The sequence below is a fragment of the Pseudoalteromonas sp. CuT4-3 genome (assembly GCF_035666335.1).
In the GTDB taxonomy this organism is placed as follows: domain Bacteria; phylum Pseudomonadota; class Gammaproteobacteria; order Enterobacterales; family Alteromonadaceae; genus Pseudoalteromonas; species Pseudoalteromonas atlantica.
In genome coordinates this window covers 2,928,145-2,941,582 of sequence record NZ_CP142030.1, presented here as the reverse complement: position 1 = coordinate 2,941,582, position 13,438 = coordinate 2,928,145, and the positions used below count along the sequence as shown (strand labels likewise).

Below are 13,438 nucleotides of genomic sequence, written 5' to 3'. Positions count from 1 at the left end.
GTAAAAAGCAATGCTGCTATAAGTGACTCCGCAGATATTGGTTGTATGACCTGAAATAACGAAGTAGTTACTTCGAAAAGGAAGAGTTTTTTAAGGATATTCTAATGATTCCAGAAGTAAAACATATCTCACCTGATTTAGAACTATATGTTTATGACTTGCCAACTTTGTGTCTAGATACAATTAGCCTAATAAATAGAAATCTAGTGGAAATATGTGAAGGAGAAAGTGATACTTCACTTGATGCCGCGAAGTTAACGTTTTTAGATTTTTTGAGCAATAAAGATGACACAACAAAAATAGGTGCTGTTGCAGAGTTTTTTATTCACTTATTCTTAAGAGAGCTTGGCTACAAGCAAGAGTTTCTATTTTACAATCTAGAAGAACGATCAATCAAAAAAGGTTTTGATGGTTATTTTTCGCAAGGTGAAACTCAATTCATTGTTGAAAGCAAATCTGGCTTTGAATCAACTAGGAACATTTCGCATAAAGCTAAGATTAAAGAAGCTTATAATGACATAGTATCAACAATAGGTGGTGCAAGTAAAAAAAGTGCAAAAGGTCAAAATAATCCGTGGCGAAATGCATATAATCATGCGAGTCATATTGATGTAAACACAAAAAAAAGCATACGAAATAACTTGAAAGAATTGTCTGATCTATTTGATCAAGGGATCTATCAACAGATAGAAAATTTCAATGTCATACCATGTTCTAGTCTTTTTCTTGACGATGAATGGTCGGCACACTTTTCTGAATCAATTTTAGCCGAAGATGATGTATTTTTTCTTGCGTTAAAAGCCAAAACCTTAAAAGTAGTATGTATCACAAATAAAACTATTGCGGCTTTCTTAGCTTATTTGGAGGGACGTAATGAGTAGTATTCAAACACTCACTTGGCTGAAGGATGATGAAAGGCTCACTGAGATAATAAGAAAGCTCTCATTAGGTACTAATTTGAGCGATGATGAATCAATATATTGTCTAGCCGTTGCTATATTTTTTATTAAAACATATCAGTCAGATAAGCGAAGGGGATCTTATTTAGAATTTGGATATTATCTAATTTTAAGTTACAGCCTGCTAATGGTGGACTATGAACCTTTGTATGATATGGCAACTAACCTTGGTTTTTATCCCATTACAAAAAGCCTTATTAATTATGGAATGGTTGATTCATCAACGTTAAACGGTCATTTCATTGAAAAAAAATTAGGAAGATTTTCGTACAACGAAATAACAGAAACGCTAGATCAACAAGTAAATCGCACTGATATTCTGCATACTGAAGCAATAGATTGTTGTTACGTTGCACCGACATCGTTTGGTAAAAGTTCACTTATGGTCGATTTAATTAATGAATTGAATCTAGCTAAAGTAGCGATTATCGTGCCTACAAAGTCACTTTTGACACAAACTTATCGTTTGATTAATGATGCATTCAAGCAGAGAAAAGTAATTTTCCATGATGAAATGTATAATGGTGAAAATAACTTCATTGCTGTATTCACTCAAGAAAGAGCTTTGAGATTAATGAAGAGTGAATCAAGCTTAGCTTTTGACGCACTTTTAATAGATGAAGCTCACAATTTGTTTGAAAAGGATAGCAGGAGCATCTTGCTAAGTCGCTTAATTAGAAGAAATAGAAAAAGAGAAACAAGGTCCCGAATATTTTATTTTTCTCCGCTGATTAATGATATTAATAACTTAAAATTTGAAGAGCAGCAGAATATTGAAGGTAAAAAAATTCACTTCAATATTAAAGAAGCCAAGCTTTTTGAATACAAATTAAATAATCAAAGCTATATATATAACAGGTTTCTCGATAAGCAGTTTGAAGTTAGTGATAACACTAATTTTATGCAATACATACTTTCTGAAAGTAAACAGAATAACTTTCTTTATTTGAGAGCACCTAGGAAAGTTGAGAGTTTTGCTGGTCTGTTAGCTCAAGAACTTCCTAACTCGGATAATGAAGTTTTGACTGAGCTTGCGGATGTCATCGCCAGAAATGTTCATGAAGATTTCTATTGTGTCGAACTTGTAAAGAAAGGTTTATTATATATTCATGGCAAATTACCAGATTTGATTAAAGAGTATTTAGAATACAAGTTTCGTCATATATCTGAATTGAAATACTTGGTAGCAAACTCCGTCATTTTGGAAGGAGTTAATCTGCCCATTGATAATTTATATATTTTAAATACGTATGACTTAGATACTAAGAAGCTAATCAACCTTATCGGGCGAGTAAATCGGTTGAATGAGATTTTTAACGGAGTAGCTTCTAATTTGAACAAACTCGAACCAACCATTCATTTTGTTAATTCCGAAGAGTTTAACCGTCAGCGAAGTAATATGCTGAATAAGATTAAACAGCTAAAGTCGAATACTTTTAAAGATGTAATTAAAAACCCCACTTTACTTGAATTTGACATAGAACAGTTTGATGAAACGATTGAGCATTCCACAGATTTAGATAAGAGAACAGAGGCCATCAATAAGAAAAATACAGTGATGGCAATCAGGGAAAGGGAAGCTTTTTTAATTTCTGAGCATGAAGGTGAGTTAGATAAACTCAAAGCCTCATTCATTGAGGCTGGCCTTCATTTTACATATTTCGATGCAGACTCATTAACGGATGAATTATATGTCAGACTCTTACATTTCAAGGCAGATGTAGAGTGGATGGATTTAGATCCGATTGAGAAAGTTTACACCGTTTTTATTGAAGGTCTTGAAGAAGCATTAAAAGATAAAGTATTAGCACGGCTTCAAAATGTAAAAGCACGCAATTATTATCGAATGTTCGTTAAAAATATTCATGCTTTAACTTTAAAAAATCATATAAACGCAACTGTTAAATATTTCTACAGTAATGCTGAAGAAACTAAAAATAACATATTTTATATTGGTGAGTCCTATGGTGAGTTAGCCAAAGACGGCACCCCCTTCGGTGCTACAACATATATAGATTTGGCTTCCAAATCACATAAAGAGTTAGTGAACTTGGCACTGGTAAAATTAAAAATGGAAAGTGATTTTGTATCGTATAAGTTGAACGAGTTTGTTTCTCTCTTAAAAGAGTTTGACGCAATTTCTGAGGATGATTACAACGTGTTTATATATGGTACAGCTAAGAAAAGAAATACTGATTTGACTAAATTAGGATTGAGTGGCGCGTTAATTCAAAAATTAGAGTTTGATAAGCAACTTGATAACATTGAAGTAGATGATTTTGGGCATGTAAAAGCTAATGAAGAGTTCATAAGCTACTTAAGTAGGCAAGATGACTTAACGCAGTTTGAAATTAATAAATACCTACCATTAACTTAGTCGTAAATACTATTATATGTACCTAAAGCCAGATTAGTCTGGCTTTGTATTTTCTCAATGAGTGAGCCTGTTTGATACCAAGTTAAATAGGTTAATCTGATATGGGCTAAGGCTATGACGAATCAGCAGGGTCAGGTCTTTCTTTTTCCTTTTGTGATTAAAAAATGCAAAACCTGCCCCTAGTAACCCTATTTAAAAAGGGCAGTGTTATTGCCCTTTTTTACGCGCTTAAACTTATTTTTATAACCCATAGCGCCATAGCGCGACTATGTTTTGCTCTAGCCCTTAATTATAGGCCTGCTTTAATCGTCAGGCCCCTTTAAGGTAAACACTAAATGTTTACGCATATCTTTTAAAATCACGCCTTTTTTAAGCATTGCGGCGCTTAAACGCTTTTGCCATTTTAATAAATCAGGCTCTGCGGCTGCTAAAGCTTGTTCGTTTTCGAACTGAAAACAAAGCAGTAGTGAACTTGGAAATAAGTGATATTCCACATCAAACCAGCACTGCAACATACCAGGGATTTCTTCGCGCCCTTGTGCTTCTAGTTTATCGGCAACATTAAGCACAAGTGCTTGTTGTTTTACTTGCACTGCAGAGAGTTTTTTCATTATTTAAATCCAAATTAGCGGCTAATAGATACAGCCAGAGTGCGGGCATTATACGCAAGCTTGTAGCTATGCAACAACCGTAGGTTGGGTTGAGCGAAGCGAAACCCAACACCCAGCTAATGTAATAGCCACAGCTAAAGTTAAATACAATGTTATTTATTGTAGGCGCTTAGCTTGCTAGTGCGTTGGCCGAAAGCGCGAACTATTTGGTTTAATATGAAGGGGGGAGTTTGTTTTAGTTTTTTAAGCAAGAAAACGTACCTAAATTACCATTACCCCCCAAAAAAATAACGATTTCCACACCGAAAATAAAAACGACACTATTCTGCTAAAAGCTAAAAGCTAAAAGCTAAAAGCTAAAAGCTAAAAGCTAAAAGCTAAAAGCTAAAAGTGCTCATATAGTAAACACTTTCGCCCTATGTTTTAATATTAAAAAAGGGAGGGCGTTATGCGTAAAAATCGATTTTTATTTAATAAACATGTTACGGCAATGGCTGCGCTAGGGGCTTTAGCTGCGCCGTTACCTGTATTGAGTAACGAGCCTGGGGTATTAGTTGAGCAGCTTTGTGCTAGTTGCCATAGTTTAAACAACCTTGAGCGCAGTGCGGGTTATAGCTAAGCGGATTGGCAAACACTCATAAGTTATATGGTAGATACAGGCGAGGGCACTGCGCTTAGTAAAGATATTAGCGCGTATTTGGCCAAGCATTACCCTGTTAATAATAAGCGTGAGTCAACGGTGGTTAAAGGCGATTTAAAACTTAGCTTTAAATACTGGCAAGTGCCTACGCTTGGGCAACGTGCTCGTGACCCTGTGCAAGGTGAAAACGGGCTTATTTGGTGGGTTGGCCAGTGGGGGAATATTTTAGGTAGATTAAACCCTGAAACCGGTGAAATGAAAGAGTACACTTTGCCAAGTGGTACGTATGCGCACAGTGTATCGCTTGATAAAAACCAAACCCCTTGGTTTTTAGGTAATAAAAATGGCACGGTTGGGTATTTAGATTTAAAAACCGAAAAATTTAAAGTGTATAAAATGCCTGATAAAAACGCCCGTGACCCGCATACTGGCGTGTTTGATGATGCGGGTATATTTTGGTTTACCCTGCAGCACAGCAACATGATTGGCAGGCTAAACCCTAAAAGCGGTGATATTAAACTGGCTACTTTACCCACTAAAGGCTCGCGGCCTTATGGTATAAAGCTTGATTCAAGCGGGACGCCGTGGGTGTCGTGTAATGGCAGTAACTGTTTGGTTAAAGTTGATAAAAACACCATGGAGCTTAGCGAAATAAAACTCCCAGGTGCTAAAACACATACTAGGCGCCTTGCTATTACGCCTGATGATATGGTGTTTTATGTAAACTCTGGCATGGGTAAACTTGGTCGCTATAACCCCAAAAACGGTAAAATAACGCAGTGGGATAATCCCAGCGGCGAAAACAGCCACCCGTATGCCATTGAATATGCCGATAATGCTATTTGGTTTAATGAGTCGGCTAAGCGCCACGGCTAGCGCATTTTAATCCCAGATTCTAACAGGGTTGAGCGATAATCATCGTCTAGCCCTGCCATTTTCTTTTTTCTCGCCATACTGGCTGTTTTAGTTGTATCTTGTTTAAATAACGCCATGGCTATTTTTCTCATTACGTTAAAAACAAGGGGTCCTTGCTTCTTACGGATTCTTGATTCATCTTCCCTAAAGTTCATATCCAACATCCAATGCATACTTTCAACCTGCCAGTGGCTTCGTACCGCATTAAGAGCTTGCTCCGCACCTAACGCTAACGAACTAATATACCAACGCGTTTCTATCGTGTCTGTACCTGATGATTTATCGTGAACCTCAGCGGTTACTTGAATAACACTCTTTAAGCCAGACCATTGGTAGATTTTATCTAACCAGCTTTTATCAATAAGCAATTGCTGACAAACCCTTGTTTCAATGCGCCCATGCCCTGAGCTTATTTCGGTATGTTTATCATAGTTGCTATTGGTCAATCCTTCGCGCTCACTCTTGTGCCACCAAGCTTCTAATTCACTCTGCATACCTGAATGGTTACCTTTGAGCGCTAGGATATAATCAGCTTTTTGTTTAATTATTTGTTTCGCTATTTCTTGCTGGCAGCCCATAGCATCAAGTGTAATGATGCTATTTTCAATATCTAGCATGGTGAGTAACTCAGGTATGGCTGTGATTTCATTTGTTTTGCTATCAACGGCTGTTTGCCCTAAAACTAACTGGTGTTGGCAGCTCCATGCACTGACGGTATGTAAAGCACTTTTTCTATCTTTGGTTGTAAATGAACGACGTGCAGTTTTTCCATCCATAGCAATAATATCAGCACCCGTGGTTTCAATAAGTGAAGATATCCAAGATTGAAATGCATGCTCTATTTCATCTGATTTTAACCGACAAATGACACGGGCTATGGTGTCGTGTCTTGGAATACCCGCGTTGAAAGCGCCATATCTTTTTAACCAATCAAGTTTTAGATGCCCAAAGTCTTCAATATCCTCCCATCCTTGTGCACCGGAGATTACTGCACTAATGGCTAAAAGGAGAATATCGATAAGCTCATGCTTTTTACAGCGTTCAATGCGAGGATCGGTAATTGAATTAAAGTGTTTCAGAAAAGTAGCGCTCATATTTTACGTGACCAAGGTGATTATTATGCCTTGATCTGATCACTACATATTCTATAAGTTCAATTTATAATGATCTTGCCGTGGGCTAAGCGCCCCGAAACGCTGGTTAGGTTTGATTTAAAAACTCAAACTATGCAGAGCTGGCAAATTCCCAGTAAAGAAGGGGTTTACTCTGGCTTAATCAGGCACATGCGTATGGGCAATAACGGCTTAATTATTCATCAAACGGCTACTAATCAATTAGCCGAAATTACTTGGTCTAAGTAATTGAGTTTATTAACGCGTTATATAAAAGCGCTAAGCGTTAGTGTATTTATTTATGTGGTAGGAGTTTTTTACAACAGTTAGCAATATTTACTGTGTAAATGAAAGCAGCAGTTTGGGTTTGTTATTTAACTCATTGATTAATAGTAATAATTTAAGTGGTTTAGGTTTTGCTTAGTAATAGCTGTATTTTTTAAATAAATAAAGGAGTTATTATGAGCACGGTTATTACTGGGTTATTTGAAAGCGCATCACAAGCAACACTGGCTATTTATAGATTAGAAGCATTAGGTATTAATGAAGCTGATATAAGCATTGTAGCCAATGACTCATACGCAAAGGAAGACTTTGCCTTAGATGAGGGAACCAAAGCGGCTGAAGGCGGCATTGTTGGTGCAGCGTCTGGTGGTATTATAGCTGCAATTGTTGGCGGTTTTACTGCCGTAGGTACCGTGGCAACCGGTGGTACAGGTTTATTAGTAGCAGGTCCATTAGTGGCTGCATTTGCAGCGGGCGGCGCTGGTGCTGCCGTTGGCGGAAGTTTAGGCGCTGCTATTGGGGCGTTTATTCCTGAGCACGAAGTTAAATTTTACGAAGACGCCATTGAAAAAGGCTCTATATTAATTGGTGTTAAGTACGACAGCGATAACAAAAGCGCGATTGAAGAAATACTTAAAAATGCAGGCGCGAGTAGTGTGTCTACCGCGTAAAGCTAATTAGTTTAAAGTAATAAAAAAGGTGAAACTTAGTTTCACCTTTTTTTATGCTTTTTTACGTTGCACTTGAGTAGCTATTGGCTTACTTAGATTTACGTTTGTCGAGCACATAATGTACGGCCATTCTTGCCACGCCTGCACCAATGCCAGATACCACCGCCCATGTAACGGCTTCTTTAAGATCTGTATGCTCGCTTGGCTTGTCTTTTGGGGCGGGCTCGTTGGTTACCTTTTCCCACGATTTTTGTAAACTTTTTCTGGTTAGCATGCCAGCTGATGCGGCGGCTAGGCCTATACCTAGTGTTTTAATTAGTTGCTTGTTACTCATAATTCCCTCGATTGTTTAATAGCGATAGGGTCATCTATAACCCGTTTAATAACACTAGTATGTTCAGCAATTAGTATACCGATAGCGCAGCAGGCGTGGTGAACATGGTTTATTTTAGCGTGTGCATGGGCGCGTATTTTGATTAAACGCGCTGTGCTATTGGCTTAGCGCGGTATTAGTAAATGCGCTATTAAGTGGTTAAGCTGCTTTTTTACCCGTTTTGAGCGGTACTTAGTATTAGACGGGTGGGCGTGTTAAGCCTGTAAAGTTGTCATTTCTTTTGTAAATTTGCACTAGTTTTTGTACAGCGTTTAAACAAAAACATGCAGTAAATTTTATGTATGTGTAGTGGTTAATTATCTAGCCTTGTTTATTTTATTTTTAATCAATGCGTTACGTTTAGCGCAGGTGAAATTTTTTGCCTACAGTGAGCTTGGTATAGAGATTGTACCTAATAACTGAGCAGTCGCGTTATTTACAAACCTGATACTACATGAGGAGATCACGATGAATTGTTTACAGTTTGATTCAACCGCTAAAAAAAGCGTAACACGTATTTTTAAACCAGCTTGCGCCATATTATTTACCGCTGCAATGCTACAAAATAGCGCATTGGCGAATGTAGATGTAGATGTTGATATGCATGCAGTAAGTAAGTCGGGGCAAGGTGAGCTACTTGGCACCGTTACACTGACAGAAAATGAGCACGGGGTGGTATTTACCCCTGCGCTTAAAGGCTTAACGCCTGGGCAGCATGGCTTTCATGTTCATCAATATGCTAGCTGCGAGCCAAAGCAAAAAAACGGTAAAGTTGTACCGGCCGGTGCTGCTGGTGGGCACTTTGATCCTAACAGTGCTAAACACCACGATGAACCGTGGAGTAATGGCCACCTAGGGGATTTACCTGCGTTATTTGTAAATGAGCGCGGCGAAGCTAAATCGCCTGTTTTAGCGCCAAGGCTCAAGCTTGAGCAGCTTAAGCAACACGCAGTGATGATCCACAAAGGGGGCGATAATTATGCCGACGAACCCAAGAAATTAGGTGGTGGCGGTAAACGTGTTGCGTGCGGCGTAATTAAGTAATACGGAGATTATTTATGCCTTATCAAAACACAAACGAGTTACCGGATTCGGTAAAAAGTAACTTACCTAAACATGCCCAAAAGATATATCAAGAGGCGTTTAATAGCGCGTGGGATACCTACGAGGACCCAAGCGATAGAAAAAACGACGACGACCGCGAAACCACAGCGCATAAAGTGGCTTGGTCTGCGGTTAAAAATAGCTACAGTAAAAATGATAATGGCAATTGGGTTAAGTCGAGTAATTAGTTACTGGTAAAAGTAAAATACCAATGCATAAAAAAACCGCTACAAAAGTTGTAGCGGCTTTTTTATAGCGTAATTAGGCTACTCGCTTTTGTGTTTGCGGCGTTTATAAAAGGCAAAACCACCCACTACACAGGCTAATATAACCGCCATAATAATAGTAAATGCCCACGGCCCAAAATTAGCAATGGCAGGAAGTGCAAGGGCTGTAACAATACCGCCGCCAACCACGGGCTCATAAAGTGGTTGTTTGTAACTAAAGGGGCGAATATGCTCGCTTGGGTTTGAGGTAGCCTGTTTTAGCATTAACAGCCCAACCGCCGTAGTGCCCATAGATTGCCCAAGCTCGCCAATTCCTCTCACTTTCCAATCTTTTGGGAAAAACCACCCACCAAAGAAAAAGTAAATAGCCGCGCTATAGGCAACCCCCACCGCGCCTAAAATTAAAATACTTTGCCAATATTTAGCAAGTACCGATAAGTTAAGCGCACCCAGTGCGGCAATTATTAGTAAATCGAGGGAGAGGTTAGAAAGCAGATTTATTTGATAGTGACTAATTAAGTTACCCATGCCTGATTTATTAAGCACTATTTGCACCACTAAACCCACCATCATCGCAATGGGGAATAAAGGCATGTACTCAAGTATTTTTACCGATGAATCGGCAAAAAGGTTTTTTTCGGCTACTTGTAAGCCACTAAGAATAAGCCAAGCAACAATAACAACCGTGCCTAAAATAGCAAAGTGCAGGCCAAATGGGCGGTCTTTTACTTCTACTTTTTCGTCGTGGCTAATTTCAAGTTCTTGGTCGCCCCCATCGGTGCGGTTAGACATAATAGTCCCTAATATGATGGCGCTTATAAGGCCTATTGTTGCTATACCTAACCCCAAGTCCATACCTTTTGCAAAATCGATACTTTCAAAAGTGGATTGCAGGCCAGCTACGGTGCCATGCCCGCCCTGAAATCCCACCGCAATGAGTGCGCCGGCAACTTCGTTGGTATCAAATAAAGGGGCAAGTACTAATAATGCCGTGATCATACCCACCACATATTGGCCTATGGCAATGCTGTAGCCAAAGCTTAAATTGGGTAGGCTTTGGTTTAGCGATTGTTTAATTGTAGGTATTTTTTTACCTAAAAATAAACCTGCAAACACCACTACAATTAAATACCCTGGTAGCTCCTTCCATATGCTTGTGACCTTTTCATCTATCCATAAATTAGTGCCTTGGAGCGACAAATTAATATGCTCACCGAGTAATTGTGGCCCTAATAAAAGAGCCAATACGCCAGCAATTAACGATGAGGGCACAATTAAGCCCCTTAAAAGTGTGTACTTAATTAAATTACCTAGCGTTAAAAAAAAGGCCAGTAATAGTAACGACTTAAAAAATATAGCTATATCCATAACTGATTTAACCTATGTTTTATGCTCCTTTAATCTACTCACTAATAAAAAGAGCTATACATGTTTGAGTGCTAAATACGCTAAGTAGCAATATATATTCCAGCGATTTTTAAATTTTAAGTAATTGATAATTCTATTTTAAATATTTAATGTTGAATTGAGTGCAACGGCTTTACAGAGTATTTGTATTATTTTCAAACTAAAGTGTTAGGTAAATATACAGGGAGTGCGCTAAACACTCGTGTGAGTTTCGCTTAAATGTGCGTTACTATTTGGCAAAATTAAGTTTGTTTAAACCCATTGGGATTACGTTGAATTATTTAGCTCACCTTTACTTAGCAAAGCCTACAGCCGATTCACACTTTGGCAATTTATTAGGTGATTTTGGTGGACGCAGGCACGCAGAATACCTGCCCAATAGCGTTAAAAGTGCACTAGAAAACCATTACTTAGTGGATAAATTTACCGACTCACACGCTTTAGTAAAAACCACTAAACAGTACTTTTCGCCCGAGCGAAAGCGCTTTGCAGGCGTAGCGATTGACGTGCTGTTTGATCACTTTTTAATTAGGCATTGGCAGCAATTTAATAAACACCCTTTAAATGATTTTAAACGCAGCAGCTACGCACTTTTAAATGAGCGCATAGCAGTTATGCCACCGCGCATGCAGCATGTTGTAACCAGCATGACTACAAACGATTGGTTTAAAGAATACGAAACTATAGAAGGGGTAGGGCTTGCGCTTGATAACATAGCCAAACGCATTCGTTTTACTAATAACCTTACCGGTTCCGCTGAGGATATAGCGCAAAACTACCATGAGTTAGAATCGGTATTTTTAGCATTTTTCCCTGAGTTAATTGAACATGTAAAAGAGAGCGCTCTTGAAAGGGGTTATTAAAAAGACCAAACTACATTTAGTTTGGCCTTTTTGACTTTTGCCTAATAACGGAACTCGTTATTTTTGTTTTTCACTTGGTGCTGGCTTACCGTAATTTGGCGAGCGTGGTCCGTAAAGCAAGCCATTGTAAGTATCAGACGATAGTAAGCGAGTTGAAGTAATAGCTGCAATCTCAAACCCTTTGTCGGTCACCGTCTCAGCTATTTGATTAATAGCCGCAACTACTAGCATACCTACAAGTCCGCCACCGCCATTACTTTGCTGTTCTGCTGATGAGGCTCTTGCTTTACCCTGCCATAGTTGTTCACCAGAACGTAAATCTACTAACGATGCTGATACAGTTACAGCGGTTTCGCTAGAAATTACAACATAGCTAGTACCATATTCTTCGATGGTAATGTAAAGGGCAGTATCGGCACCAAAAATATCATGCAGCTTTTCTACTGGTACTTGGTGTACATCACTTGCCACTGTAAGGCCATTACCTTTAAACGTTTGTTCAACTAGCGCTACCGGAAAAACGTAAAAACCAGATTCAGCAATAGGGGCAACCATTTGTGTCATAACACTGTATGGTGCAATTACTTCAGGTGTATTATTCAATGGTGGCAAAATAATTACTGAATGAGGGTCTGCTTGTTTAAATGCAGTGTAATCGTGTGCTGGTGGAGCTGATACACAACCTGCAAGTAGTGCTAATAATGCTGCTGTTGTAAGTGTTTTCAAGTTGAACATGTTAAGCACCTTCCGCTGACTTTAGAAGAAAATCTATGTATTGCACCGACTCAGGGAAAAGTGTTTTTTCTGTTTCGAAGTGAGTTGTACCTAATGAAGGGTTACCTGTTTCAAAATAGAGCATACCTAAGTGAGCATGAAGGCCAGGCGCAACAGGCTTGTTTTTACCTGTGGCCTCGCTAATGATTTGCTCAAGCATACTAATTTGTTCTTCAGCGGTTACTTCATCAGCTTTTAAGTAGGCGTAAACCGCAGTGCTATAATCGCCATAATAATAAATTGGCTCTTTAGTCGAGTTACAACCTGTTAAAGCTGCACAGACCATAATTAGGGATAACAGTTTTTTCATTATTTATCACCCCACTGGCCTGACTCTAAACCTATAACAAGCTTATTTACCACTTCACGAATTGCTAAATCGAGCACTTTACCATTTAAAGTTGCATCGTATGAAGCTGTACTACCAAAGCCAATAACTTCACGTTCAGATAAGCTGTATTCGCCAGCGCCTTGAACGGAATAAATAACTTCTGAAGTTGTTACATCAACAATATTTAAGGTTACTTTTGCATACGCAATTTGTGATTTACCTTTACCGAGTAAACCAAACAGTTGGCGATCGCCAATGGCTTTTCGGCCAAACTCTGTTACATCGCCAGTGACTACAAATTTAGCACCACTCAGAACCTGTTTTGTACCTGTTAACTTTGCTTCTTCTGCTAGGGCTGCCATATTGTCGCGGTCTAGAACACTAAATCGATTTGTTTGTTGTAAATGGCTCATTAATGTAGTTTTGGCTTGGCTACCTAAACGGTCTTGTCCTGAAGAAAATATGCCGTTCTGAAAGCTAGAGCGATTTACAAATTGGCCTACGACTAATTTACTTTTTGTGCCAGAGTAAGTTGTGTTGTAGCTTGCTACCGTTGGCGTTTCAACTACTTTTGACGATGTAGTAGCACAGCCCGATAATGTAGATGCAGTAAGTGCAGAAATTATAATTGTTTTAATGTGTTTGTTGCTTATGCGCATAAGTTTCTTATATCCGTTTAAATAAATGCAGAAGTAATCTAGAAAGGAGCTTGCACAAGAAAAGTGTGTTTAAGTTCAAGAATCCATTCCAAGCGACTTTATAAACAAAAACTCATGTAAACGCAATGTT

General features: G+C 38.7%; 16 protein-coding genes. 9 read left to right on the top strand and 7 right to left on the bottom strand.

Annotated features, from left to right (window positions below; translation table 11 throughout):
- Positions 1-104: 104 nt before the first annotated feature.
- Positions 105-881, top strand: a complete 777-nt coding sequence (locus VOI46_RS13570) for a hypothetical protein (RefSeq protein ID WP_004587590.1) — start codon at positions 105-107, stop codon at positions 879-881.
- Entirely contained in the window at positions 874-3,336 is a 2,463-nt protein-coding gene (locus VOI46_RS13565) for a DEAD/DEAH box helicase family protein (protein WP_324738067.1), read from the top strand. The genes VOI46_RS13570 and VOI46_RS13565 overlap by 8 nt, the downstream gene beginning before the upstream one ends.
- 302 nt (positions 3,337-3,638) lie before the next feature.
- On the opposite strand, the gene VOI46_RS13560 is transcribed toward VOI46_RS13565, so the two are convergent.
- On the bottom strand, positions 3,639-3,947 hold the full coding sequence (locus tag VOI46_RS13560; protein ID WP_004587588.1) for a hypothetical protein: 309 nt from the start codon (positions 3,945-3,947) through the stop codon (positions 3,639-3,641).
- Between the two features lie 448 nt (positions 3,948-4,395).
- Here VOI46_RS13560 and VOI46_RS13555 point away from each other — a divergent pair, with 448 nt between their 5' ends.
- Both VOI46_RS13555 and VOI46_RS13550 read left to right on the top strand, forming a co-directional pair.
- Positions 4,396-4,566, top strand: a complete 171-nt coding sequence (locus tag VOI46_RS13555) for a hypothetical protein (RefSeq protein ID WP_232423996.1) — start codon at positions 4,396-4,398, stop codon at positions 4,564-4,566.
- 27 nt (positions 4,567-4,593) lie between these two features.
- Positions 4,594-5,463 (top strand): cytochrome C, encoded by an 870-nt coding sequence (locus VOI46_RS13550; protein ID WP_324738066.1) that lies wholly within the window; start codon positions 4,594-4,596, stop codon positions 5,461-5,463.
- Here the strand turns inward: VOI46_RS13550 and VOI46_RS13545 are convergent.
- Positions 5,460-6,596 carry an ISAs1 family transposase gene (locus VOI46_RS13545; RefSeq protein ID WP_024602346.1) on the bottom strand — a complete coding sequence of 379 codons (1,137 nt, stop codon included), beginning with the start codon at positions 6,594-6,596 and terminating at the stop codon, positions 5,460-5,462. The two genes, VOI46_RS13550 and VOI46_RS13545, sit on opposite strands and share 4 nt — an antisense overlap.
- Before the next feature lie 69 nt (positions 6,597-6,665).
- On the opposite strand from VOI46_RS13545, the gene VOI46_RS13540 reads away from it, so the two are divergent.
- Positions 6,666-6,863 (top strand): hypothetical protein, encoded by a 198-nt coding sequence (locus VOI46_RS13540; protein WP_324738065.1) that lies wholly within the window; start codon positions 6,666-6,668, stop codon positions 6,861-6,863.
- Between the two features lie 212 nt (positions 6,864-7,075).
- Positions 7,076-7,570, top strand: coding sequence for a hypothetical protein (locus VOI46_RS13535; protein ID WP_004587586.1), 495 nt, complete (start codon positions 7,076-7,078; stop codon positions 7,568-7,570).
- 88 nt (positions 7,571-7,658) lie between these two features.
- On the opposite strand, the gene VOI46_RS13530 is transcribed toward VOI46_RS13535, so the two are convergent.
- The gene (locus tag VOI46_RS13530) at positions 7,659-7,904 is read right to left on the bottom strand and encodes a DUF4235 domain-containing protein (protein WP_004587585.1); all 246 of its coding nucleotides are present in this window, start codon (positions 7,902-7,904) and stop codon (positions 7,659-7,661) included.
- A gap of 507 nt (positions 7,905-8,411) precedes the next feature.
- On the opposite strand from VOI46_RS13530, the gene sodC reads away from it, so the two are divergent.
- The gene (gene sodC / locus VOI46_RS13525; RefSeq protein ID WP_004587584.1) at positions 8,412-8,987 is read left to right on the top strand and encodes a superoxide dismutase family protein; all 576 of its coding nucleotides are present in this window, start codon (positions 8,412-8,414) and stop codon (positions 8,985-8,987) included.
- A gap of 14 nt (positions 8,988-9,001) precedes the next feature.
- The gene (locus tag VOI46_RS13520; RefSeq protein ID WP_004587583.1) at positions 9,002-9,235 is read left to right on the top strand and encodes a ChaB family protein; all 234 of its coding nucleotides are present in this window, start codon (positions 9,002-9,004) and stop codon (positions 9,233-9,235) included.
- 78 nt (positions 9,236-9,313) lie between these two features.
- Here VOI46_RS13520 and VOI46_RS13515 read toward each other — a convergent pair whose 3' ends face one another.
- A complete protein-coding gene (locus tag VOI46_RS13515; RefSeq protein ID WP_004587582.1) occupies positions 9,314-10,642 on the bottom strand; it encodes a hypothetical protein in 1,329 nt (442 codons plus the stop codon).
- A gap of 311 nt (positions 10,643-10,953) precedes the next feature.
- Between VOI46_RS13515 and VOI46_RS13510 the strand changes: the two genes are divergently transcribed.
- Complete coding sequence (locus VOI46_RS13510) at positions 10,954-11,544, top strand: ACP phosphodiesterase (protein WP_039972237.1); 591 nt, start codon at positions 10,954-10,956, stop codon at positions 11,542-11,544.
- Between the two features lie 57 nt (positions 11,545-11,601).
- On the opposite strand, the gene VOI46_RS13505 is transcribed toward VOI46_RS13510, so the two are convergent.
- The 3 genes from VOI46_RS13505 to VOI46_RS13495 are packed head-to-tail and all read right to left on the bottom strand — an operon-like array spanning position 11,602 to position 13,308.
- The gene (locus tag VOI46_RS13505; protein ID WP_004587580.1) at positions 11,602-12,279 is read right to left on the bottom strand and encodes a DUF799 domain-containing protein; all 678 of its coding nucleotides are present in this window, start codon (positions 12,277-12,279) and stop codon (positions 11,602-11,604) included.
- A gap of 1 nt (position 12,280) precedes the next feature.
- Positions 12,281-12,628 (bottom strand): DUF4810 domain-containing protein, encoded by a 348-nt coding sequence (locus VOI46_RS13500; RefSeq protein ID WP_004587579.1) that lies wholly within the window; start codon positions 12,626-12,628, stop codon positions 12,281-12,283.
- Positions 12,628-13,308 carry a CsgG/HfaB family protein gene (locus VOI46_RS13495; protein WP_004587578.1) on the bottom strand — a complete coding sequence of 227 codons (681 nt, stop codon included), beginning with the start codon at positions 13,306-13,308 and terminating at the stop codon, positions 12,628-12,630. Before VOI46_RS13495 ends, VOI46_RS13500 begins: the two co-directional genes overlap by 1 nt.
- Positions 13,309-13,438: the final 130 nt, after the last annotated feature.

Bases quoted from the DNA above. Each gene is read 5' to 3' on its own strand.
- VOI46_RS13570 (WP_004587590.1), top strand. From the start codon at position 105: ATGATTCCAGAAGTAAAACATATCTCACCTGATTTAGAACTATATGTT.
- VOI46_RS13565 (WP_324738067.1), top strand. From the start codon at position 874: ATGAGTAGTATTCAAACACTCACTTGGCTGAAGGATGATGAAAGGCTC.
- VOI46_RS13560 (WP_004587588.1), bottom strand. From the start codon at position 3,947: ATGAAAAAACTCTCTGCAGTGCAAGTAAAACAACAAGCACTTGTGCTT.
- VOI46_RS13555 (WP_232423996.1), top strand. From the start codon at position 4,396: ATGCGTAAAAATCGATTTTTATTTAATAAACATGTTACGGCAATGGCT.
- VOI46_RS13550 (WP_324738066.1), top strand. From the start codon at position 4,594: ATGGTAGATACAGGCGAGGGCACTGCGCTTAGTAAAGATATTAGCGCG.
- VOI46_RS13545 (WP_024602346.1), bottom strand. From the start codon at position 6,596: ATGAGCGCTACTTTTCTGAAACACTTTAATTCAATTACCGATCCTCGC.
- VOI46_RS13540 (WP_324738065.1), top strand. From the start codon at position 6,666: ATGATCTTGCCGTGGGCTAAGCGCCCCGAAACGCTGGTTAGGTTTGAT.
- VOI46_RS13535 (WP_004587586.1), top strand. From the start codon at position 7,076: ATGAGCACGGTTATTACTGGGTTATTTGAAAGCGCATCACAAGCAACA.
- VOI46_RS13530 (WP_004587585.1), bottom strand. From the start codon at position 7,904: ATGAGTAACAAGCAACTAATTAAAACACTAGGTATAGGCCTAGCCGCC.
- sodC (WP_004587584.1), top strand. From the start codon at position 8,412: ATGAATTGTTTACAGTTTGATTCAACCGCTAAAAAAAGCGTAACACGT.
- VOI46_RS13520 (WP_004587583.1), top strand. From the start codon at position 9,002: ATGCCTTATCAAAACACAAACGAGTTACCGGATTCGGTAAAAAGTAAC.
- VOI46_RS13515 (WP_004587582.1), bottom strand. From the start codon at position 10,642: ATGGATATAGCTATATTTTTTAAGTCGTTACTATTACTGGCCTTTTTT.
- VOI46_RS13505 (WP_004587580.1), bottom strand. From the start codon at position 12,279: ATGTTCAACTTGAAAACACTTACAACAGCAGCATTATTAGCACTACTT.
- VOI46_RS13500 (WP_004587579.1), bottom strand. From the start codon at position 12,628: ATGAAAAAACTGTTATCCCTAATTATGGTCTGTGCAGCTTTAACAGGT.
- VOI46_RS13495 (WP_004587578.1), bottom strand. From the start codon at position 13,308: ATGCGCATAAGCAACAAACACATTAAAACAATTATAATTTCTGCACTT.